The organism is Bradyrhizobium shewense, assembly GCF_900094605.1.
Lineage (GTDB): Bacteria > Pseudomonadota > Alphaproteobacteria > Rhizobiales > Xanthobacteraceae > Bradyrhizobium > Bradyrhizobium shewense.
In genome coordinates this window covers 228,488-248,910 of record NZ_FMAI01000009.1, presented here as the reverse complement: position 1 = coordinate 248,910, position 20,423 = coordinate 228,488, and the positions used below count along the sequence as shown (strand labels likewise).

Sequence of the window (20,423 nt, the reverse complement as noted above, 5' to 3'; positions counted from 1 at the left end):
ACCTCCCTGATATCGTTCTTGTTGGCCGGCACTGTAGCGGCAGGGAATGCGGACTGTCGACGGCTCACAAAGCCGATTGTGTCACGGGAATATCGGGCGGTTTTCGGTGTGACCGCGCCGCCTTCGCGCTTGCAGCAGGAACCCGCGGCGCGCGCGCTTTGAGCAAATCGCATGGGCCGTGCCGGATAAATGCGCTCGGCTGGCTGGTATTTTGGTGTTACGAACTGGGACATGAACCAGCACGCCAAGATCGAAACCAAGATCGAAATCCGCCATTCGACCTGTCCGCATGATTGCCCCTCGGCCTGTGCCCTCGATGTCGAGGTGATCGAAGGCCGCAGCATCGGCCGTGTCCGCGGTTCGAAAAAGCAGACCTACACGGCCGGCGTCGTCTGCGCCAAGGTCGCCCGCTACGCCGAGCGCATCCATCACCCCGAGCGGGTCATGTTTCCGATGCGCCGCATTGGGCCGAAGGGCTCGGGGCAATTCGCGCGCATCTCCTGGGATGAGGCGCTGGACGAGATCGGGCATCGCTTCAATCAGGCCGAGCGCGAGTTCGGCGCGGAATCGATCTGGCCTTATTATTACGCCGGCACGATGGGTCTCGTGATGCGCGACGGCCTTAATCGTCTCACGCATGTGAAGAAATATTCGCGCTTTTATCAGACCATCTGCGCCAATGTCGCGCGCATCGGCTTTGCGATCGGCACCGGCAAGATCGCCGGCGTCGACCCGCGCGAGATGGCGCTGTCCGACCTCGTCGTGATCTGGGGCACCAACCCCGTCAACACCCAGGTCAACGTGATGACGCACGCCTCCCGTGCGCGCAAGGAGCGCGGTGCGAAAATTGCGGCGGTCGACATCTACGACAACGACACCATGAAGCAGGCTGACATCAAGATCATCCTGCGCCCCGGCACCGACGGCGCCTTTGCCTGCGGCGTCATGCACGTCCTGTTCCGCGACGGCTACGCCGACCGCGCCTACATGGACCAATACACCGACTGCCCCGCCGAGCTCGAAGCGCATCTGAAGACGCGCACGCCGGAATGGGCGTCCGCGATTTCAGGCGTGCCGGTGGCCGAAATCGAAGCCTTCGCGAAAGCGGTTGGCGAGACCAAGCGCACCTTCTTCCGCTTCGGCTACGGCTTTACGCGCAGCCGCAACGGTGCCACGCAGATGCACGCGGCAAATTGCATTCCCGCGGTGACCGGCGCCTGGCAATATGAAGGCGGCGGCGCCTTCTTCAACAATTACGCGCTGTGGCATTTCAACGAATCCATCATCGAGGGCCACGACGCCATCGACCCGAGCATTCGCGCGCTCGACCAGTCCAAGATCGGCCGTATCCTCACCGGCGATGCCGAGGCCCTGCGCGGCAAGGGGCCGGTCAAGGCAATGCTGATCCAGAACACCAATCCGATGACGGTGGCGCCGGAGCAGGCGCTGGTCCGGCAGGGCTTTGCGCGCGAGGACCTGTTCGTCGCGGTGCACGAGCAGTTCATGACCGAGACGGCGCAAATGGCCGACATCGTGCTGCCGGCCACCATGTTCATGGAGCATGATGATCTCTATTACGGCGGCGGCCACCAGCACATCTCGGTCGGTCCCAAGCTGATCGACCCGCCCGGCGAATGCCGCTCCAACCATGAGGTGTTGCAGGCGCTGGCGCCGCGGCTCGGTGCCAGGCATCAGGGTTTCGAGATGACGCCGCGCGAACTGATCGACGCGACCTTGAGGCTGAGCAACCACGGCGACATCGGCGGCCTCGAAGCCGACATCTGGCGCGACCTGCAACCGGACTTCCGCACTTCGCATTATCTCGACGGCTTTGCCCATGCGGACGGGAAATTCCACTTCAAAGCCGATTGGGCGCATCCGCCGTTCGGCGTGACCATGGGCGATGTCGACAAGATGCCGGCGTTGCCGGACCATTGGGCGGTGATCGAGCAGCCCGACCAGGCCCATCCGTTCCGGCTTGCGACCAGCCCCTCGCGCAGCTTCCTCAACACCACCTTCAACGAGACGCCGTCCTCGCAGGCGCGCGAGGGCAAGGCGAGCGTGATGATCCATCCGCTGGATGCCGCCGCGCTCGACATCGCCGACGGCGATGCGGTGACGCTCGGCAATAGCCGCGGCGAGACCACGCTGGTGGCGGCGCTGTTCGACGGCGTGCAGCGCGGCGTCCTGATCGCGGAGTCCGTTCACCCCAACAAGAACCACATCGGCGGCCGCGGCATCAACATGCTGACGGGAGCCGAAGCCGTGGCGCCGATCGGCGGGGCCGCGTTCCACGACAACAAGGTCTGGATCAAAAAGGCGCTCGTCGCTTAAGGCACGCACTCCCAGACACCGTAGCCTGCGAACTCCTTCGCGATATCAGGGTTCATCGACTTCGCCTGCGTGATATCGGTGGCACCGTCGCCGCCGCTCTTGCGGGTGGCGATGCCGCGGCCGAACAGCGACGATGAGGAGCGCGGGTTGCGCTGGATCGCGTCGGTGTAGTCCTTGATCGCCTCGGCGGTCCGGCCGAGCTTGAGGTTGACGAGCCCGCGGCTGTCGAGTGCATCGCTCAATCCGGGATCGATCTGGAGCGCAAGATTGCAGTCGGCGAGCGCGCCCTGCAGATCGCCGGTCGCGGCGCGCGTCCAGCAGCGGTTGTTGAGCGCCTCGCCATCCCCAGGATTGCGACGAATCACGACGTCGAAATCCTGCATGGCGAGCGCGTAGGCGCGCTTGATCGCGTAGACTTGGCCGCGCTTGTAGCGCGAGGCGACGTCATTGGCATTCGCCGCGATCTTGCGGCTGAGATCGGCGATGACGGGATCCCTGGCGAGATCGTCCGCGCTCGGGGGCGGCTCTGCTTGCGGTGCCTCGCAGACCGGTTTCTGCGGCTCAGGTTTCTGAGGCTCCGGCTTGGTCGGGTCGCCGATCTTGTTGTCGGGCGGCTGCGTCACCGAACCTGCGAACGAGAATTCCGTGGTCAGCGAGGACGACAGCCACGGCACCTGCTCGCGCTTGGTGGCGGCGACGACGCCGTTCTTGGTGTTGGTCAGGGCCTGCTCGGCGCTGATGTTCGGCGCACGCATCTCGCGCAGCAGTTCGGCGACGAACAGGCCGTGCTCGGTCTTGCTGCTGGCCGCGACCGCACCGAGCGCGGCGGAGTAGAGCACGAGCGAATTGCTCGGCGCGATCGCCGGCGCAAGGCCCGCCGAATAGCGGCGGAAACGTCGCTCGAACGGGTTGCGGCGCGAGGCGTCGATCAGCGCGATCTTGATCGCGGCACCGCGCGTGTTCATTTCGGCGAGGATGCTGTCGAGGCTGAAGCCGTCGCGCGCCACGTCCGGCTCGGTCCAGATCTGGGCGTCGACCGGGAGCAAATAGGTCTGCCGGTTGGACTGGATGGCAAAACGGTCGAAGAAGATCAGCGCCACCGCGCCGCGTTCGATCCGGGCATAGAAGCGATCCAGCACCTGCCGCATGGCGTCGGCCGTGAGATTACTCTGCCGGTCGACGACGAAGCCGTCGCGCTTCAATTCTTCAGTGACGTCCTGGGCGTCGTTGGCGACGTCGTTCAGCACGAACTCGGGATATCTCGCGTTGCCGATCACCAGCGCCAGTTTCGCGGCATCGGCCGCGTGGCTTGCGGGCGCTGTGCTCAGCGCGAGCAAGCCTGTCAGCAATGAAATCATCGCGGCGCGCATGAAATGGCTCATCGGTGATCAAAATCTCCAGTCAGGATAGCGGCCGTCACCCGCAATTCAATCGCCAGGCGAATTTGCGCCCACACGCTATGGTGACACGGCGTTGCAGATTGCTCTTGCGCGCGCCGCCCGTCCTGCCGCAAATGGCTGCAAAACGGATGGCAAGGAAGCGAGCGTACCATGACCGACACCACAGCAATCATCACAGAGAAGCGCGGGCAGGCGTTCTGGATCACCATCAACCGGCCGGAGAAACGTAACGCGCTGAACGGCGAGGTCATCGCCGGCATCACCAAAGGCTATCGCGACGCGCATGACGACAAGGACGTCCGCGTCATCGTGCTGACGGGCGCGGGCGACAAGGCGTTCTGCGCGGGCGCCGATCTGCAGAATTCCGGCGCAGCTTTCGCGATGGATCATTCCAAACCAAATGTCGACTATGCCGATCTGTTACGTTTGTCACAGAACGCCACCAAACCGGCGATTGCGCGGGTCGGCGGCGTTTGCATGGCCGGCGGGATGGGCCTGCTCTGCATGACCGACATGGCGGTCGCGGCCGATCACGTCGTCTTCGGCCTGCCGGAGGTGAAGGTCGGCGTGTTCCCGATGCAGGTGCTGAGCCTGCTGCAGACCATCGCGCCGCCGCGCCTCGTCAACGAATGGGCACTCACCGGCGAGCCGTTCGATGCGAAGGCGGCGCTGGGCGCGGGCCTGCTCAACTACGTCGTGCCCACCGCCGAGCTCGATGCCAAGGTCGACTGGCTGATCGGCCGCATCGTCGACAAATCGCCGACCGCGATCCGCCGCGGTAAATACGCCATGCGCGCCATCGCCTCGATGTCGTTCGACGAGAGCATCGCCTACACCGAAAGCCAGATCGCGTTGCTCGCAATGACCGAGGATGCAAAGGAAGGCCTGAAGGCCTTCAGCGAGAAACGCGAGCCTGTCTGGACGGGCAAATAGACGATCATTACCGTGCTGCGGGTGAGGCGCTGTCTCTATTCCGAGGCGCGATTGGCATTTAGTCGAACAAGGAGTGATCTTGCCCGCTCCTCACGGCGCTTCTTGGTAGCCGCGATCAACTGCTTGCCGGTGCGCTTGGCGTACGTTGGCAGTTGGCGGCTGGACCTGTGACGGCCCGCGGCTCGCAATTCCGCATCCGTAAGATCGCTGTCGGCACCTTCGGTGAAGCCTCCGTGCCGGAAGGAGGTAAAGGAAAGTTCCTGACGAAGGTCGGCCTCTTGGACGATCTTCTTCACAACACTCCGCAAATAGCGTAGGTCCTTGCGTGGCGTAATCCATGGAAGTGGGATTGCCGAGCTACGATGGGCATGAGTGCGCCGGAATACCAGGCCCGGCAGCGAAGTCTTCTTAATCTCGTCGAGCTCGGCCGTAAGTTCAGGAAAAAGAGGGACGCCCGTTTCGTCAAACAGCGGCCACCAAGCCTCTTCTCCGTTCTTAGGATGCACAATCCTAACACTATTTGGCCGCTCGACAGGTCGGTAGTGCGAGATATCAAAGGCGCCAAACAGGTGCTGCTCGCGCTGTAGCCATTCCCATGACAATAACGCAGCCGTTGCGATCGAGCGGTAGTCAAGCCTCTTCGCGGCAACCCTGAAGGCGACGAGTTCATCCCAAGTTGCGGTTGGCGTGGGCCGTATCGGCTGGCCGGGCGCCCGGTGCTTCAGTCCCATCCGTGAAAATGGATTGCTAGCTGGTACCAGTTTTTCTTGAGCGCGCTGGCCAACGAACCAGGCGCGTCGGCAGCTCGCCATGGCTACATTTGCGTAGCGACGACGCTCGCGGACGACGACCTCTCCATTATTCCTCATAATTTTTACGACGAGCAGCTTTCCATAAACCGCGTCGACAAAGGCCTTCGTGAAATCGGACAATTGCTTCGACCCAACGCGGCTTCCATCTTTCAATTCGTGATTGGCGAAGAGTGCGAGGCTTTTAGTGTACTGACGCTGCGTGGTGCTTTCGAGTTCACTCCACTTCTGGTGAGCTTGGTAGATGCTGATGAGCCAATCGAATGTGCCGGATTCAGGAATAACCGGGGTCATATCGCTTAAACCCCGTGAGCGCCAACTCTCAAATGCGGGTAGGAGGATTTTCTCAACCCGCTCGACGGCACGGAGATAATCCGTCCCCAAAGCCTCAGGCATTAACTCGCAGCCCTGCCTGCGCGCCCAGGTTGGCGGGGCAAAATAATAGGCTACCCTGTTATTCGCCAACAGCTTTCGTTGACAATATCGAGGCAGTTTTGGTGCGGAATGAACTGAGATCATACCAGACATAAGAGGTCCTCCCGTTCCCTGGGACCCCCTGTTCGAATAGGTGCTGCGAAGTGGTCCATTGCCGACTTTGACCAGACCGGCTGCCGCAGCCGTCCAGTTCCGCGACAGCTAGCTGGAGGCGGCGCGTCTCCCCGCCGGATCGCGCGCGCGAGTTCGATGGTGTCTTCAAAATCCAGATAGGCGGCCGCCATATCCGCTCTCATCATTGCGGGCCAAGTTCCGGCGGGTGGATAGCGAGCAGGTATCGCGGCTCGCGGCGAAAATGAGCGGTCTGATCTCACTGGTGTCTAACAAGAGCTGTGAACGATGACGTCGAATCTGGAGGATCTGGATTGACCTCTACTCGTGAGCGCTGGGGCGCAACTGCGACGGTTCCTAAGCAGGCTTATATGTTCAAAGAGGTATCTCCTCTACTGAGCAGTGCGGCCTAGTGGAAATCGGCCAGAATGGCGCACGGAAAGGATGGCCTAGCGCGCCATAATCGAGAAGAAGCAGTTTAATCGGCGAGACGCCGAAGCGGACGTGGTTTGGCATTCCTGTAGCCGAGGGACCACTAGCAGGCAGTCAACTGCTTTCGATGAATCATCAAGGGACCTTCCGACAGATTCGCCGGCAAACTTGTATTGAAGACATCCGAGCGCTAACCGGTGTCCGAATTTGGATTTCGCGCGGCGCCAACCGGCGCTTTTGTCGGTGCAGGACAGTTTCGAGCATGGCTCGTCCGCTCGCTTTTCGATGCTCCGGTGCCTGAGCTCTTGCATCAGCGGCACGGCATGGGCGCGCCGACTGTTTTCGCGAAGACCCGCCCTTGGAGTGGGTCGCGGTGGTGGAGAAATGCCTCGACCGGTTCTTACAGCCGCCACTCACGAGCGATGAGGCTTCGTTGCATCATTGATCAAGCAAACGCGCGGCTCATTGTGTTGAACGAGGGATCGTCGAGCTTGAGCGAGAGGTAACCCGCCCCTTCTCCTCGGAGGGCACTAATCTCTGTCTGGTCCACACAGTTGCGGTGGGCGGCGCGCCGCGCTTGATCAATCTTTCCGGCACGATACCGCCCTTTGCGGCAGATTGTTTCTTCGTGCGTCGAACCGTACTGCCCTCGTGTTCAGATCAGCCAAGTCTTCTCCCTAAGATTGCGGTTCGGCACGCGGACGCACGTGGCCTCGTTGATGGCTTGATCTGGCCGAAGACCGGCTTCGCCTCGATCGTCTGAGCCGCAACGCCGTTTATGCGACTTTCTTCCCCTGGGCTTCGCCCATTCCTCGCGAGACAAGAAGGTCGCCACAACGAACGTCCTCTGCTGCGCTCCGGCCCGCGAGCGGGTGCGTCGCCGATCGTCTTCGGCCCTTGATCGCCATCGAGGCCGCGGTGGTCGCGGGCTTCGAAACACAACAGGAGAGGTGAAATGGCTAACATCGGTTCATTCAAGAAGGTCGGCAACGATTTCCAAGGCGAGATCATCACCCTGAGCCTGCAGGTCAGGGGTGTCCGCATCGCCGAGATCAACCGCTCCAACGACGACGCACCCAGTCATCGCATCTTTCTTGGCCGGGCGGAGGTCGGGGCAGCTTGGTCGAAGCGCTCTGAACAGGGACGCGACTACCTCTCCCTCAAGCTCGACGACCCCTCTTTCATCGCGCCGATCTACGCGAACCTGTTCGACGACGAAGGTGGCGAGGGCTACACCCTGCTCTGGTCGCGGCCCCGCAAGGACGGCGAGTAGGACGGTCCACCAAGCCTCGCCCGATCTCTGCTCGGGCGGGGCTTCATTCTGGCGGCCGGCATCTCAAGATTCGCAAATTGAACCGGAAGGCAAAGCAAAGCGCTTAATGGAGCGCTCAATCTGAAGGCACGGGCCGCGTGGCCGCGCGCCGGTTGGGCGGCGGTGACGGGTATCCGCGTCCGGCGCTCGCCGCGCCTCCGGCTCGGCTCGCGACAAGGAAGCCCACGTCTCAATAGTAGGCTGTCAAGGGGGTGCCCGACATGGTTGGGAGGGCCAGATCGACGCTCGTGGTCTGTTGCAGACAAACCGCAAGTCTGAAAGATTTCCATCCGACTCACTAGCTGATTGGGGAACGGACATGACTGAAGCGACCATCCTGGCGTTCGCGGTCGTCGCATTCATAGGCATCGCGACGCCAGGACCGACGGTCCTCTTGGCGCTATCGAACGGATCAAGGTTCGGAGTTCGACGAGCAATTCCCGGAATGTGCGGGGCGGTGCTGTCAGACTTTGTCCTCATCGGCGCAGCTGCTCTCGGTCTCGGGGCCCTCCTGGCTGCGTCAGAGTTCTGGTTCAATGTCGTGAAGTGGATCGGTGTTGGCTACCTCGCCTTCCTAGGCGTTGCGCTGTTGAGGTCTAGTGGTTCAGCAGCGGCTGCCTTGGATCGGAAATCGTATTCCGCAGATGTCGCGGCAGCCGATATCTTCGCTCGCTGCTTCTTTGTCGCCGCAACGAATCCGAAGGGCTATCTATTCTTCTCAGCGTTCCTCCCACAATTCATTGACTTAGCCAGGCCACAATTCGCCCAATACGCCACGTTGGCAATTGTGTTCGCGACGATAGACTTCGTCGTCATGTTCGCCTACGCCAGCTTCGGCTCGCAAGCAGCGAAATTCCTGCGTTCTACCGCATCGATTTGGCTGGATCGTCTTTGCGGCGGAGTATTTCTCGCCCTCGCCGGAGCCATGGCGGTCTATCGACGTGCTACGAACTGAGATGGTGCCTCTTTCTGGCACACTCTTCGAACCACTTGCTAGACGCCCCCTCGTTTAATGCGCCGATCTTCGCGAACCTGTTCGATGATGAGGACGGCGAAGGGTACACCCTGCTTTGGTCGCGGCCGCGCAAGAACGGCGATCGGACGCCCGACCAAGCCCGGTCCGGTCCGCCGGGCGGAGCGCTTCGCGGCTGGCCTGAGCGGGCTTACGATTTGCTAAGCCGCGCAACTTTTTTGAGCAGGTCCCCCGGTTCGACCCCTAATGCTTCAGCAATTTGCCCGAGCACGGTAACACTTGCTGATACGTCGCAGCGCTCGATGGCACCGACGTAACGCGCGCTTAAACCCGCGCGCTCGGCCAGCTCCTCCTGCGTCATTTGCAGATCGTGGCGTTTCCGACGCAGGTTCACAGCCATGATCTCTTTGAGATCCATGGCGATATGGGAACTGAGCCGGAACGATCGTTCTAGGAACGATCGTTCCTATTCGTATTCAAACATGCTATCGACTGTGGCAGCGCTACGTGCGCGACCGAACTCGGTCGCCGATCTACCGAACGAATATCCAGGATTCCAACGGGCAACGGAGTCTGGATTGCGACCAAACCATGGCGTAGCTTATAGGCATTCTAAAAGCGGGTATGATGCAGAAGCCACCCCTAGATCCAGACGTAGCTGACAACGCGCCGAACGAGCCGGCGTTGACGGCCTATGACGAACAGCATGTCGTCACGTACGTTCGCCTGCTGCAGGCCGAAGGTGAGGGTGCGGACTGGCGCGAAGTGGCTCGAGTGGTCTTGCATATGGACCCAGAGCGAGAGCCGGATCGTGCGCGGCGTGCATATCAGAGTCATCTTGCACGCGCCAAATGGGTGACTGAGCAGGGGCGCTTGTTACGCGGCACTGGCTCCAAATAGAAGAAAATCGCCGGCAGACGACTTGCAGCCAGAACTATTTTCTTTTGCTGATGGGTGGTCATTCCGGGGCACCACGTGGTGCCAAACTAGGGGCTTCCTACAACCGCTTGGTTCATACCTATTGCGCCGCATCATCGCGCAAGTGACGGAGAGCGTCTACGACACGCCGACTGGTCGCTTCCGACTTATCCCGCAGGGGGCACGGCTGATAGGTACTTACGATAGCCAAATCGCATTTGGGCAGTCGCGTGTGCTTCTGGTCTGGACCAGACTGATCATGCCGAACGGCCGGTCCATCGTGCTGGAGCGGCCGCCGGGAGCCGATGCTGCAGGCTATTCGGGCCTTGAGGACGAGGTCGACAACCACTGGAAGGAGTTGTTGGGCTCGGCGGCGCTCTCGACTCTACTCGCCGTCGGCACGGAGGTGAATTCTGGAAGCGAAGTGAACAACGGCAACGCCGACATTATTCAGGCGCTACGACGGGGAGCAGGGGACTCCCTCAATCAAACAGGTCAGCAGATAGTGCGGCGTAATCTCAATATTCAACCAACGTTGACGATCCGTCCGGGTTTCCCCGTCCGTGTGATAGTCAATCGTGATCTCGTTCTCGAGCCATACAGGGGGTGATGACATTGATAGCTAAGCTCAAAATCGGAGCGCTACCCGACGACAAGCCCGTTAAGCTCAGTTTTGAACTTCCGGCCTCCGTCCATCGAGACTTGGTTGCGTATGCGAAAGCCCTTGCAGGCGAATCCGGACAACCCGTCTCCGATCCAGGTAAGCTGATCGCGCCGATGCTGGCGCGGTTCATGGCAACAGACCGCGGATTTGCAAAGCTACGGCGCACCCGTCATTCTCCGACGGATGGGCAGGAGTAGCGCTCGGCCAGCAGCTTGAGGAACTGCTTCAGGGCGGGGTTTTCGTTATTTGCCCGCCATTCCGCGAAAAAGTCCAGATGGCTCGCGCCGGATCCGTCGCCCAATTCGCGATAGGTCAATCCGGCGAAATGCGCGCCGATGTCTGATTCCGTGACAAGACTGACGCCGAGTCCCATGCTGGTCAGACTCTTGATGATGCCTCGGCCCACATCGTGTCGTTCGATCTTGGGTCTGTCTTCCGGAACCACGAGCTTCGAAATCAGGAGATCTTCGAGTTCGCGTCCAGGGTCATGCTGGCTGATGAGAATGGTTTCGTGTCGCAAATCTGTCCATAGGACGTACTCGCGTGTGGCTAAGGCATGATCCTCGGGCAATGAAATCAGAATCTGTTCGCTCCAGAGTGACAGGACATTATCGTCTGAGTAGGTCTGGCGTCCCGGGCAGATAATGATATCAACTGTTCCGTCTCGAAGCGCATTCATCAAGCGAATTCGCGAGCGTTCAACTGTCGCTAGCGCGATCTGGGGAAAGCGCTCCCTGAACTCGATCAGAGTGTCGCGCAGGTTTCCTGCGGAGATAGAGGTGCAGAAGCCTATCGAAACACGCCCGGCTTTCCCGTGCCCGTTAGATCTTGCCGTTTCTACGAGCGCGTCAATCTGCTCCAGGACCAAGTTTGCGATCTTCAGAAAGCCTCGGCCCGCAAAGGTGGGCGTTACTCCGCCAGCAGAGCGCTCGAATAATGTGGCTCCAATTAGATATTCAAGCTGACTGATCGAGCGGCTCAAGACTGAATGTCGAACCGAGAGCATGTCCGCAGCGCGACGAAGACTTCCGCAGTCATTGGCAGCCACGGCAAAGCGAAGATGCTGCAATTCGACCGCCGCGGTCCTTGACGCGTTTCGTAGCTTGTCCGTTTTGCCCATCTCCGACATTCTCTGAAAAAGCCGACGCAGTGTGCCGCGTTCGGTGCGTGTTCCGCTCTTAGCTCTCCAAGAAAAAATCGACCTCGTCAGACGCGGATTTCACTCCGATCCCACTTCATGAGCATGTACTCGAGCTCGACGAATTCCCCGATTTCGCGGGAGGCGAGCTCGGGGCACGCTCGCGTACAGGCGTCTCAAGAGCTAGCTCCCGCTATTCTCACTACGCGACCGAAGCCACTCGACCCCTCCCATCAGGGCGAGCGACACAACGATCATCACCGTCGACGCCGCGGCAATGATAGGCGTCAAATTGTAGTCAATATCCTCGAAGAGCTTTCGCGTGATGGTCTTGCCCTCCACACCGGAGATGAAAAAGGCGACCGTCGCCTCGTCGAAAGAAGCGAGAAAGGCGAAGACCGCTCCGGCCGCAACCCCAGGAGCGATGTTGGGCAGCACCACATGCCAGAATGCCTGGGCGCGGGACGCTCCGCAATTCAAGGCGGCGAGTTCGAGAGCAGGATCGATCCGCTGCAGAGCAGCGGACACCGTCAGCATAACATAGGGAACCGAGAGCATCGTGTGGGCGATGGCGAAGCCGACAAAGTTGCCTGTAAGACCGAGCGGCGCGAAGACGAGGTAGAGCGCAACGGCCAGCACGATATGGGGAACGATCAACGGCGCCAAGGTGAGTGCCTGCAGGGCACGGATACCCGGAAGATTGCCACGCACGACTGCGAAGGAGGCCAGCGTGCCGATCACCGTCGCCGACGCGGTCGTCGCCAGCGCGATCCGAAGGCTGAACCAAGTCGCGCTCATCCAATCCGCACTGTCGAAGTAGGCCCGATACCATTTTAGAGTGAGCCCCTGCGGCGGAAACTGGATATAGGAGGCATGGCCCAAGGACATCGGAATGACAATCAGAGTCGGCAACAATAGGAAGACTAACACGAAGCTGGCGAACCCGTTCAGGAGCCATCGACCGATAGCTGGCGAGAACGCTGGATTAGACGGCGATGCGGATTGGGACGTCCTTTCGGAGCTCGTTTCAAGCAAGGTCGACATCAGGCACCCTTTCCGAAGCGCAGGAACCGCCTGAACACGCCGACGAGGCCAAGTGTCACCAAGAGCAGAACACCGGCCAAAGCCCCGGCGAAAGGCCAGTTGAGTAAGTCGGTGGTCTGCTGGCCGATCAAGGTCGCGATGGTCAGGTTCTGCGGGCCGCCCACCAAGGCCGGTGTGACGTAGAAGCCAAGCGACAGGATGAAGACCATGATCGCCCCCGCATAGACGCCGGGCAGACTGAGCGGCAGCGTGACGGCCAAGAAACTCGTCCAGTGGCCGGCGCCGAGATTCCTCGCCGCGCGATCGAGCTCAGGGGCGATCGAGCGCAGGGAGGAGAAGATCGGCAAAATCATGTAGGGCATGAGTACATGCGTCATCGCGACGATGACCGCCCCCTCGGTGTAGATCAGCTTCAGCGGCTGACTGATCAGCCCCCAGTTCAGCAGCGTGTTGTTGACGATGCCCGTCCTTTGCAGCAGCACAATCCAGGCATAAGAGCGGACGAGCACGCTGGTCCAAAGCGGAATCAGCACGCAGGCCGCAACCAGCATCGCGGCGCGGCCGCTGAGCCGCGACATCACCAGTGCCAGGGGATAGCCGAGCAGAAAGGCCAGAAGCGTAACGATCGTGGCCGTCTGCACAGTGCGCAGGAGAATTCGCAGGAAGATCGGCTCCTGGGCGATGCGCAGATAGTGTTCCGCCGTCGGCGCCGGCGTGAAGATGCTGCCCATCAGCAGATTCGCGACCGGCAGGAGAAAGGCCAGTCCGAGCAGCAGGACGAGTGGCAGCACGAGAGCGAGCGAGGCGGGGCGGGAGAGCTGGCCTGCCACCGAATGTTCAGAGATCGTCGTGTTCGCCATGGTTCAGACCTCGCCCGCGAAGACACGAACGGTGGTTGGGTCCAGCCGCACGAACGTCCGCCCGCGTGGCGGGACGCCGCTTTCGAGGTGAGACGACGGAATCTGGACCTGGAGCTGCGTTCCGTCTTCCGTCCGAACGATCAGCGTTCGATGCGCCCCCAGGAAGATTGAGGTCTCGATTTCGCACGCTATGGCCCGCTCGCTTTCCTCCGTCGGGCTCAGACTCTCGGGCCTCGCTGCGATTCGCACGGAGCGCCCGACGGTAATATCCTCGTGCCCGCCGATTTGAGACTGAGCGACATTCAACGTTTGTCCCGAGACCGCGATGTCGATGCGGCGATCGCCGAGCCCAGTTACGACCCCGTTGAGGAAGTTCATCTTGCCGATGAAGTCGGCGACGAAGCTGCTGATGGGCTTGTGATAGAGCGAGACCGGACTGCCGAGTTGCTGAATGCGCCCCTTGTCCATGACTGCGATCCGGTCGGACATCGTCAGCGCCTCTTCCTGATCATGCGTCACGTAGATGATCGTGACGCCCAAGCTGGCATGCAGCGTCTTGATTTCGATCTGAAGTTCTTCGCGCAGCTTCTTGTCGAGGGCGCCGAGCGGTTCATCCATGAGAAGGACGGGCGGCTGGAAAACCAAGGCCCGTGCCACCGCTACACGCTGCTGCTGACCGCCCGAAAGCTGGGCGGGCATGCGGCCACCATAATTCTGAAGGCCGGACACGCGAGAGCGCCTGCTGGACCAGAGGAGCGATCTCGGCCTTGCTCAAGCCGCGCATCTTGAGCGGAAACGCGACGTTCTGTGCCACGCTCATGTGCGGGAACAGGGCATAGCGCTGGAAGACCATGCCGATGCCGCGCTTGTCGGGGGAAACATGGGTCAGATCCCGGCTGCCCAAGGTGATCGACCCCGAACTCGGCACCTCGAATCCTGCGAGCATCATCAACAGCGTCGTTTTGCCCGAGCCGGAGGGGCCGAGCAGCGATAGGAATTCCCCGGCCTCAACGTGGAGATCGACACCATCGACGCCGACGATCGGTCCGAACCGTTTCGAAACACCTTGGATGGCGATGGCCTCGCCCTTGCGTGAGTTCAGGCTCTGGGGCCTGCTTGAGCCATCGCTGCTGGACATTGCGATCATGATCACCTTTTTGCCCCCTGTTCGCCCGCCGCTAACAGTCGCGCTACCCTACATTTTGATATTTGATGCATCATTATGGGATTGTCAACTGAATGGGACTGGCGGCGGTCGGGAACCAACGCTATTTGGTGCATCACGCAACACGAGGATTTCATGTCGGAGCGTCTGCTCGCCGGCGTCGTCACACCTATTGCCCGGCAATCCTATCTCGGAGAACTCACCTATGAGCGCCTGAAGGAGATCATCGTCTCCGGCGCGTTCCCGCCGAACGAGAAGCTCACGGTGCGGTCGGTCGCTGCCGCGCTCGGGGTCAGCACGACTCCAGCACGGGATGCGATCAACCGGCTTCTGTCGGAGGGAGCTCTCATCAATGAAGGTCCCAAGACGGTCGTCCTGCCGTCTTTGACGTTTGAAGCGCTTGACGAGATCACTGCCACACGGCTCGCTCTCGAAGGCTTGGCCGCCGAGCGATCCGTTCTAGCTGTAGCTCCCGCCGATATTGCGGTGCTTGAACAGATGCAGGTGGCGATTAACGCCGGCTTGGATGCTGCCGATTATCGCGAGGTTCTTAAGGTCAACCGCGAATTTCATTTCCTGATCTACCGAATGTCAGGTTGGCCGCGGCTGGTCGCGATGATCGAATCCCTTTGGCTGCGCGTCGGCCCCTCGTTTAACGAGCTCTACCCGGACTTCGCAACGAACCGGCGAGGCGTCGCAAACCATTTGCTCGCTATGCAGGGTCTGCGCGCCAAAGACGGCGCCAAGGTGAGATCTGCGATGGAACAGGATATCCGTGACGGTTACGTGCGGCTCAAGAATATGATCCGGGCCCGCCGCTAGCCTTGCCTCCAAGGAGAAGGCGGGGTCGATGTGAATATTTGTTGCATCAAATACCATTCCTGTTTATGGATCTCGCCGTCCGCAACGCCTCACGGCTCGGGTGGAGAACAAATGACAGCAATGACGACTGAGGGTCACTCCTCCGTAGGACGTGCTTCGAAGGAAGCGTTCCAGCGAGCACGCAACGTCTTTATCGACGGAACCACGCGGGTGACGATCGAGCGGGATCCCATTCCGCGGTACATGGAGCGGGGCGAAGGCGCCTATTTCGTCGACCTCGACGGGCGCCGCTTCCTGGACCTGAACGGCAATTTCACCACCCTCATCCATGGTCATCGCTTCGCGCCCGTGATTGACGCGGTGACGCGCCAGTTGCAGTCCGGCACCTGTTTCGCGAGCCCAACCCTGGCGGAGATCCGCCTCGCGGAGTTGATCTGCGGGCGCGTCCCTGGCGTCGAGACGATCCGTTTCGTCAATACTGGTTCTGAAGCTGTGATGTTCGCGATCAAGGCCGCACGCGCCTTCACCGGACGCTCTGCGATCGCCAAAATCGAGGGCGCCTATCACGGTGCCTATGATTGGGTCGAAGTCAGCCAGGGGAGCACGCCAAGCAATTGGGGCCAGGCGGCCGCGCCGGCGGCTGTCCCTTACTATCATGGGATGCCAGCGTCAGTTCTGAGCGAGGTGGTGCTGCTCCGTTTCAACGATGTCGAACTCGTGGAACGGCAGATCGCAACCCACGCGGCCCATCTGGCGGCGATTGTGTTCGACCCGATGCCGAGCCGGGCCGGCCTGATTGCTCCGACGGCGGAATTCATATCTGCGATCCAGCGAACTGCAAAACAGCACGGCGTTCTTGTCATTGCCGACGAGGTGTTGAGCTTCCGGCAAGGCTATGAAGGCGCCTCGGCCCGCTACGGCCTGACGCCAGACCTTTTCACATTCGGCAAGATCATCGGTGGCGGCCTCCCTATCGGCGCGATTGCTGGCAGCCGCGAGATCATGAGCGTCTTCGATGCCTCAGCAGGCAAGCCGGCGCTTCCTCAGGGCGGTACCTTCTCCGCCAATCCACTGTCGATGGTTGCTGGTTTCGTGTCGATGACAGCCCTGGATCGTGCTGCCTTCGACCATCTCGAACGGCTGGGCGATCGACTACGCGAACAACTCATGGCCGCGATTGCAAGGCACCACGCGCCTCTCTCGGTTTCCGGCGCCGCCTCTCTCTTCCGGATCCATCCGAAAGCGATCCTACCGCGGGATTTCCGGGAGGCGACGCCGACCGCCGTGCAAGCGCATGTCATGAAAGAGCTCGGCCGCACTTTCGCAGAGAACGGCATCGTTCTTCCTAGTGGCGCGGCAGCTTGCCTCTCCACCCCGATGACGACCGCGGACACCGATCACGTCGCGTCAGTCTTCGACGACTTTCTCGCTAGGCGCAGTGATCTGATCGAAAGCCTCGCAGCATGACCAAGAGCATTCCCAGTGTTGCCCAACTGATCGCCTGTGCCCTGAAGCGCCATGGCGTCGAGGTGATCTTCGGGCAGAGCCTGCCCTCGGCCGTCATCCTCGCCGCCGAGGCCATAGGCATCCGGCAGATCGCTTACCGGCAGGAAAACATGGGCGGCGCAATGGCCGACGGTTACGCACGCGTGTCGGGGCGTGTCTCTGTCGTCGCCGCGCAGAACGGCCCCGCCGCGACCCTCCTCGTGCCGCCCCTGGCGGAAGCGCTGAAGGCGAGCATACCGATTGTCGCGCTGGTCCAGGAGGTCGAACGGCATCAGGTCGACAAGAACGCCTTTCAAGAGCTGGACCACATCGCGCTGTTCGCGTCCTGCGCGAAGTGGACGCGGCGGCTCTCGGGCGCCGATCGCGTCGAGGACTATGTCGACGCGGCATTCATTGCTGCCGCAAGCGGCCGACCCGGCCCGGCCGTGCTGCTCTTGCCGGCAGATCTCCTGCGCGAGGCCGCGACAGCTTCCGCGGTCGCGCGCACCGCGAGCTATGGCAAATTCCCCCTCGACCGCAGCCGCCCGGCCCAAGCCGACATCGAGACTGTCGCCCGCCTGATTGCTGCGGCTCGGCATCCCGTTGTCATGGCCGGGGGCGGCGCCCTCTCGCAGGATGCCCCGGCTGCGCTGGCAAGGCTGCAGGACATCGCCGCCTTGCCCGTCTTCACAACCAACATGGGAAAAGGGGCGGTGAACGAGCGCCATCCCTTGTCCTGTGGCGTGCTCGGCGCCTTGGTGGGGCCGGCCTCACTCGGGCGGCACAGCCGCACGCTGCTCGCCGAGGCCGATCTGATCGTGCAGATCGGCACGCGTAACAACCAGAACGGCACCGACAACTGGCGGCTCGTGCCTCCGACCGCTCGTCTCGTCCAGATAGACATCGACCCGCAAGAAATAGGCCGCAACTACGAAGCGATTCGCCTCGTCGGCGATGCTGCAGAGACGATCGGCGCACTAACGGAGACGCTCTGCGCGATGGACTTGTCCTCGCGCGCACAGGCGCGGTCCGCTCTTGAGTCCCGCATCGCCGAGGCTTGGCGCCGGTTTGAAGCCGCCCGCGCACTGCTCACGCGTCACAACACGAGCCCGATCCGGCCCGAACGCGTGATGGCCGAACTGCAAACGCTGTTGACGCCCGATACGATCGTCGTCGCCGATGCGAGCTATTCCTCAATGTGGATCGTCGGTCAGTTGCGGGGACTGGCGCCGGGCATGCGGTTTTTGACTCCGCGCGGTCTGGCTGGTCTCGGCTGGGGGCTGCCGCTCGCTATCGGCGCGAAGGTCGCGAAGCCAACTGCCCAAGTGGTCGCGCTCGTCGGAGACGGCGGGTTCGCCCATTCCTGGGCGGAACTCGAGACCATGGTGCGGATGGGCATTACGCTGACCGTCGTCGTGCTGAACAACGGCGTTCTTGGCTATCAGAAGGATGCCGAAACGGTGAAGTTCGGAACCTACACCACTGCCTGCCACTTTGCTCCGGTCGATCACGTCGCGATCGCCCGAGCCTGCGGTAGCATCGGCACGCGCGTCGAGACACCTGCGGAGATCCTCCCGGCGCTGCGCGACGCCTTGCAGGGAGAGCGCGCGACCCTGGTCGAGATCACCACCGATTCAGACGCGCACCCGGCGATTTCCCTCTTTGACGGCACGCTCGATCCAGCTGTCGTTCCCGAACGGGAGTTCGTCTGATGGAACGCGCCCGCAGGGTTGGTGTCATCTCCGGCGGCAGCTCAGGCATTGGCGTGGCCCCAGCCGAAGTCATTTTAATGGAAGGCCGGGCGGCCGCTTTGCTCAACTCGCAGCGCCTCCATCTCCAGAAGATGTGGGAGGCTCCTCAAAGCGTTTCGGCCGAGGCATTGGGCGATGGACGATTCGTACCGGAAGGGCCTTATCTGAAGAACGAGCCTGCCGAGCTCGGGAAAACAGCGGTTCATCGATCCGACCAACCTCACCATGTTCACAACGAGCGTACCTGGCTTCACCCGGGATCCAGCCGCGTTCCGCAATTGGGCATCGCTCTCGCCGGCCAAATCAGTGGACATCGAGGGGGTTCCCAAACATGACCAAGCCAAGCGCACGCGGCCGTCGTCACCCCACAGGCGCGGACTTCGTCCGGCAGATCGGGCTGAGCCTACTGCTCACAACTTCGGCGGTGGCTCAGTCAGGCGAGATAGTCGTCGCTACAACCGGCGGCGTCTACGACAGGACACTAAGGGAGATTTGGTTCGAGCCCTTTACCGCGGCAACCGGGATCAAGGTCAGCACCGTCATCGCTACCGATTCCGAGCAGCGGGCGCGCGCCCAGGCCATGGCGAGCGTAGGCCAGGTCACGTGGGATATTATTAACAACGTCGACATCACGGCGGAGTCGAAACAGAATCGATCCTTCACCCGTGACCTTTCGGGCTTTTGCGAGCAGTTCGGGGAGCGCAAAGATCTGGTCGATAAGACTTGCAATCCTGCGGGAGTGCGGATCACGTTCAACGCCACACTCCTCGCCTTCAACGCCGAGCACTTCTCAGGCGCAAAACCTCGAAGCTGGGCGGATTTCTGGGATACTGTCCATTTTCCCGGTCCACGCGCCTTGCCGAGCTTCAACGATCCCTGGCGCGTGTTCGCGGCCGCGCTCCTTGCCGACGGGGTGCCAGCCGACAAGCTCTTCCCGCTCGACGTCGATCGAGCCCTCAAGAAGCTTGACCAGATCAAACCGCAAATCCAGATCTGGTGGCGCACCGGCGACCAGAGCCAGCAGGGTTTCCGCAACGGCGAATACGTCGTCGGCATGATCTGGGCACGCGCGCCTCGGCTTTGAAGGCGGAAGGCCAGCCCGTTCAGCTTTCCTACGATGGGGCCTTCATGCTCGCAGACACGATGCAGATCCTACGCAACGGCCCCAACTCCGCTGGAGCGGAGGCGCTGCTGAAGTTCTATCTCGACAATCCCAGCGTGCAGGCGAGACTCGCAGAACGTCTCAGCGTCACCCCGCCGAGTCTCGACGCCGTGGCGATGATGAGCGAGGCCGCCCGCGCCAACATCCCGAGCTCGCCAGAGGCCTTCCAGGCCATCGTCAAACACGATTCGGCTTGGATCGCTGCCAACCAAGCCAGAATGCTTGACACCTGGAACGTCTGGATTCAGCGGCAGTAGCACAACAATATCAAATCGGACTTTGTCACTTCTCCAGCCCCGTGGTCGCGGTCGTTCCCGGTCAAACCGAAACAGTGTGACGCGGAAATTGCCGATGCATTCCGTCTGGCCACCCTTGCTGAGACGGAGCACTGCGCACTGTCGGTACTCACTGGTCTATCCGGAGTAGAGATTCCCGTCGCATCCACGATGCTGACAGTACTTGTTCCCCTCAAGTACACGTCCTGGACATTCGAGCGCTTTACTCACTTGGTATTGATAGAATGGCTTAGAACCCGCTGTCGTCTGAGTTAAGTGGCTGCGGCCATGACTAAGAATGACTAGATTGTTTGTTGCGAGACGCTGGTGATGTAGTGAGTTTGCGCTCGCGTGCGAGCAGACCTTTTCATCAAGGTACTTGATCGGGCAGAGCACATCG

20 protein-coding genes and 2 pseudogenes are annotated in these 20,423 nt (G+C 61.2%); 14 read left to right on the top strand and 8 right to left on the bottom strand.

Annotated elements, in window-relative coordinates; translation table 11 throughout:
- Positions 1 to 231 precede the first annotated feature (231 nt).
- Positions 232 to 2,334 carry a molybdopterin oxidoreductase family protein gene (locus tag GA0061098_RS19410; RefSeq protein WP_091959352.1) on the top strand — a complete coding sequence of 701 codons (2,103 nt, stop codon included), beginning with the start codon at positions 232 to 234 and terminating at the stop codon, positions 2,332 to 2,334.
- Here GA0061098_RS19410 and GA0061098_RS19405 read toward each other — a convergent pair.
- The gene (locus GA0061098_RS19405) at positions 2,331 to 3,716 is read right to left on the bottom strand and encodes a caspase family protein (RefSeq protein ID WP_208610662.1); all 1,386 of its coding nucleotides are present in this window, start codon (positions 3,714 to 3,716) and stop codon (positions 2,331 to 2,333) included. The two genes, GA0061098_RS19410 and GA0061098_RS19405, sit on opposite strands and share 4 nt — an antisense overlap.
- Positions 3,717 to 3,884: 168 nt before the next feature.
- Here GA0061098_RS19405 and GA0061098_RS19400 point away from each other — a divergent pair, with 168 nt between their 5' ends.
- The gene (locus GA0061098_RS19400) at positions 3,885 to 4,667 is read left to right on the top strand and encodes an enoyl-CoA hydratase/isomerase family protein (protein WP_091959348.1); all 783 of its coding nucleotides are present in this window, start codon (positions 3,885 to 3,887) and stop codon (positions 4,665 to 4,667) included.
- Positions 4,668 to 4,702: 35 nt separating this feature from the next.
- Here GA0061098_RS19400 and GA0061098_RS19395 read toward each other — a convergent pair whose 3' ends face one another.
- Positions 4,703 to 6,004, bottom strand: a complete 1,302-nt coding sequence (locus GA0061098_RS19395) for a hypothetical protein (protein ID WP_165637470.1) — start codon at positions 6,002 to 6,004, stop codon at positions 4,703 to 4,705.
- Positions 6,005 to 7,409: 1,405 nt separating this feature from the next.
- Between GA0061098_RS19395 and GA0061098_RS19385 the strand changes: the two genes are divergently transcribed.
- From GA0061098_RS19385 to GA0061098_RS19375, 3 genes and pseudogenes are all read left to right on the top strand, one after another.
- A complete protein-coding gene (locus GA0061098_RS19385; RefSeq protein WP_091959337.1) occupies positions 7,410 to 7,727 on the top strand; it encodes a DUF736 domain-containing protein in 318 nt (105 codons plus the stop codon).
- Between the two features lie 358 nt (positions 7,728 to 8,085).
- Complete coding sequence (locus GA0061098_RS19380) at positions 8,086 to 8,721, top strand: LysE family translocator (protein WP_091959333.1); 636 nt, start codon at positions 8,086 to 8,088, stop codon at positions 8,719 to 8,721.
- A gap of 38 nt (positions 8,722 to 8,759) precedes the next feature.
- Positions 8,760 to 8,864 (top strand): annotated as a pseudogene (locus GA0061098_RS19375) (DUF736 family protein); the annotation flags it as partial.
- 65 nt (positions 8,865 to 8,929) lie between these two features.
- On the opposite strand, the gene GA0061098_RS19370 reads toward GA0061098_RS19375, so the two are convergent.
- Positions 8,930 to 9,157 carry a helix-turn-helix domain-containing protein gene (locus tag GA0061098_RS19370; protein WP_091959329.1) on the bottom strand — a complete coding sequence of 76 codons (228 nt, stop codon included), beginning with the start codon at positions 9,155 to 9,157 and terminating at the stop codon, positions 8,930 to 8,932.
- Positions 9,158 to 9,366: 209 nt separating this feature from the next.
- Here GA0061098_RS19370 and GA0061098_RS46180 point away from each other — a divergent pair, with 209 nt between their 5' ends.
- From GA0061098_RS46180 to GA0061098_RS19355, 3 genes and pseudogenes are all read left to right on the top strand, one after another.
- Positions 9,367 to 9,639: a DUF2285 domain-containing protein gene (locus GA0061098_RS46180; protein WP_091959584.1), complete on the top strand. Its 273-nt coding sequence runs from the start codon at positions 9,367 to 9,369 to the stop codon at positions 9,637 to 9,639.
- A 127-nt stretch (positions 9,640 to 9,766) separates the two neighbouring features.
- Positions 9,767 to 10,267: pseudogene (locus tag GA0061098_RS19360) on the top strand (TraB/TrbI/VirB10 family type IV secretion system protein); the annotation flags it as partial.
- Positions 10,268 to 10,275: 8 nt separating this feature from the next.
- On the top strand, positions 10,276 to 10,518 hold the full coding sequence (locus GA0061098_RS19355) for a DUF2274 domain-containing protein (protein WP_091959580.1): 243 nt from the start codon (positions 10,276 to 10,278) through the stop codon (positions 10,516 to 10,518).
- Here the strand turns inward: GA0061098_RS19355 and GA0061098_RS19350 are convergent.
- From GA0061098_RS19350 to GA0061098_RS46170, 5 genes are all read right to left on the bottom strand, one after another.
- On the bottom strand, positions 10,491 to 11,450 hold the full coding sequence (locus tag GA0061098_RS19350; protein ID WP_091959326.1) for a LysR family transcriptional regulator: 960 nt from the start codon (positions 11,448 to 11,450) through the stop codon (positions 10,491 to 10,493). The two genes, GA0061098_RS19355 and GA0061098_RS19350, sit on opposite strands and share 28 nt — an antisense overlap.
- A gap of 192 nt (positions 11,451 to 11,642) precedes the next feature.
- Positions 11,643 to 12,503 (bottom strand): ABC transporter permease, encoded by an 861-nt coding sequence (locus GA0061098_RS19345; RefSeq protein ID WP_091959324.1) that lies wholly within the window; start codon positions 12,501 to 12,503, stop codon positions 11,643 to 11,645.
- Positions 12,503 to 13,363: an ABC transporter permease gene (locus GA0061098_RS19340; RefSeq protein WP_091959320.1), complete on the bottom strand. Its 861-nt coding sequence runs from the start codon at positions 13,361 to 13,363 to the stop codon at positions 12,503 to 12,505. The genes GA0061098_RS19345 and GA0061098_RS19340 overlap by 1 nt, the downstream gene beginning before the upstream one ends.
- A gap of 3 nt (positions 13,364 to 13,366) precedes the next feature.
- Positions 13,367 to 14,062 (bottom strand): ABC transporter ATP-binding protein, encoded by a 696-nt coding sequence (locus tag GA0061098_RS46995; RefSeq protein ID WP_283807997.1) that lies wholly within the window; start codon positions 14,060 to 14,062, stop codon positions 13,367 to 13,369.
- On the bottom strand, positions 13,974 to 14,510 hold the full coding sequence (locus tag GA0061098_RS46170) for an ABC transporter ATP-binding protein (protein ID WP_283807998.1): 537 nt from the start codon (positions 14,508 to 14,510) through the stop codon (positions 13,974 to 13,976). Before GA0061098_RS46170 ends, GA0061098_RS46995 begins: the two co-directional genes overlap by 89 nt.
- Positions 14,511 to 14,663: 153 nt before the next feature.
- Here GA0061098_RS46170 and GA0061098_RS19330 point away from each other — a divergent pair, with 153 nt between their 5' ends.
- From GA0061098_RS19330 to GA0061098_RS46165, 6 genes are all read left to right on the top strand, one after another.
- Positions 14,664 to 15,350: a GntR family transcriptional regulator gene (locus tag GA0061098_RS19330; RefSeq protein ID WP_091959316.1), complete on the top strand. Its 687-nt coding sequence runs from the start codon at positions 14,664 to 14,666 to the stop codon at positions 15,348 to 15,350.
- Between the two features lie 120 nt (positions 15,351 to 15,470).
- Entirely contained in the window at positions 15,471 to 16,817 is a 1,347-nt protein-coding gene (locus GA0061098_RS19325) for an aspartate aminotransferase family protein (protein WP_091959313.1), read from the top strand.
- Positions 16,814 to 18,547, top strand: coding sequence for an acetolactate synthase catalytic subunit (locus tag GA0061098_RS19320; RefSeq protein WP_091959309.1), 1,734 nt, complete (start codon positions 16,814 to 16,816; stop codon positions 18,545 to 18,547). The genes GA0061098_RS19325 and GA0061098_RS19320 overlap by 4 nt, the downstream gene beginning before the upstream one ends.
- The gene (locus tag GA0061098_RS43895) at positions 18,547 to 18,921 is read left to right on the top strand and encodes a hypothetical protein (RefSeq protein ID WP_129590893.1); all 375 of its coding nucleotides are present in this window, start codon (positions 18,547 to 18,549) and stop codon (positions 18,919 to 18,921) included. Before GA0061098_RS19320 ends, GA0061098_RS43895 begins: the two co-directional genes overlap by 1 nt.
- Positions 18,918 to 19,670, top strand: a complete 753-nt coding sequence (locus GA0061098_RS19310) for an extracellular solute-binding protein (protein WP_245323432.1) — start codon at positions 18,918 to 18,920, stop codon at positions 19,668 to 19,670. The genes GA0061098_RS43895 and GA0061098_RS19310 overlap by 4 nt, the downstream gene beginning before the upstream one ends.
- Before the next feature lie 44 nt (positions 19,671 to 19,714).
- A complete protein-coding gene (locus tag GA0061098_RS46165) occupies positions 19,715 to 20,005 on the top strand; it encodes a type 2 periplasmic-binding domain-containing protein (protein ID WP_245323431.1) in 291 nt (96 codons plus the stop codon).
- The last annotated feature ends 418 nt before the right edge of the window (positions 20,006 to 20,423 follow it).

Coding starts and splice junctions, on each gene's coding strand:
- GA0061098_RS19410 (WP_091959352.1), top strand. CDS start 232: ATGAACCAGCACGCCAAGATCGAAACCAAGATCGAAATCCGCCATTCG.
- GA0061098_RS19405 (WP_208610662.1), bottom strand. CDS start 3,716: ATGAGCCATTTCATGCGCGCCGCGATGATTTCATTGCTGACAGGCTTG.
- GA0061098_RS19400 (WP_091959348.1), top strand. CDS start 3,885: ATGACCGACACCACAGCAATCATCACAGAGAAGCGCGGGCAGGCGTTC.
- GA0061098_RS19395 (WP_165637470.1), bottom strand. CDS start 6,004: ATGTCTGGTATGATCTCAGTTCATTCCGCACCAAAACTGCCTCGATAT.
- GA0061098_RS19385 (WP_091959337.1), top strand. CDS start 7,410: ATGGCTAACATCGGTTCATTCAAGAAGGTCGGCAACGATTTCCAAGGC.
- GA0061098_RS19380 (WP_091959333.1), top strand. CDS start 8,086: ATGACTGAAGCGACCATCCTGGCGTTCGCGGTCGTCGCATTCATAGGC.
- GA0061098_RS19370 (WP_091959329.1), bottom strand. CDS start 9,157: ATGGATCTCAAAGAGATCATGGCTGTGAACCTGCGTCGGAAACGCCAC.
- GA0061098_RS46180 (WP_091959584.1), top strand. CDS start 9,367: ATGCAGAAGCCACCCCTAGATCCAGACGTAGCTGACAACGCGCCGAAC.
- GA0061098_RS19350 (WP_091959326.1), bottom strand. CDS start 11,450: ATGTCGGAGATGGGCAAAACGGACAAGCTACGAAACGCGTCAAGGACC.
- GA0061098_RS19345 (WP_091959324.1), bottom strand. CDS start 12,503: ATGTCGACCTTGCTTGAAACGAGCTCCGAAAGGACGTCCCAATCCGCA.
- GA0061098_RS19340 (WP_091959320.1), bottom strand. CDS start 13,363: ATGGCGAACACGACGATCTCTGAACATTCGGTGGCAGGCCAGCTCTCC.
- GA0061098_RS46995 (WP_283807997.1), bottom strand. CDS start 14,062: ATGCCCGCCCAGCTTTCGGGCGGTCAGCAGCAGCGTGTAGCGGTGGCA.
- GA0061098_RS46170 (WP_283807998.1), bottom strand. CDS start 14,510: ATGATCGCAATGTCCAGCAGCGATGGCTCAAGCAGGCCCCAGAGCCTG.
- GA0061098_RS19330 (WP_091959316.1), top strand. CDS start 14,664: ATGTCGGAGCGTCTGCTCGCCGGCGTCGTCACACCTATTGCCCGGCAA.
- GA0061098_RS19325 (WP_091959313.1), top strand. CDS start 15,471: ATGACGACTGAGGGTCACTCCTCCGTAGGACGTGCTTCGAAGGAAGCG.
- GA0061098_RS19320 (WP_091959309.1), top strand. CDS start 16,814: ATGACCAAGAGCATTCCCAGTGTTGCCCAACTGATCGCCTGTGCCCTG.
- GA0061098_RS43895 (WP_129590893.1), top strand. CDS start 18,547: ATGGAACGCGCCCGCAGGGTTGGTGTCATCTCCGGCGGCAGCTCAGGC.
- GA0061098_RS19310 (WP_245323432.1), top strand. CDS start 18,918: ATGACCAAGCCAAGCGCACGCGGCCGTCGTCACCCCACAGGCGCGGAC.
- GA0061098_RS46165 (WP_245323431.1), top strand. CDS start 19,715: ATGCTCGCAGACACGATGCAGATCCTACGCAACGGCCCCAACTCCGCT.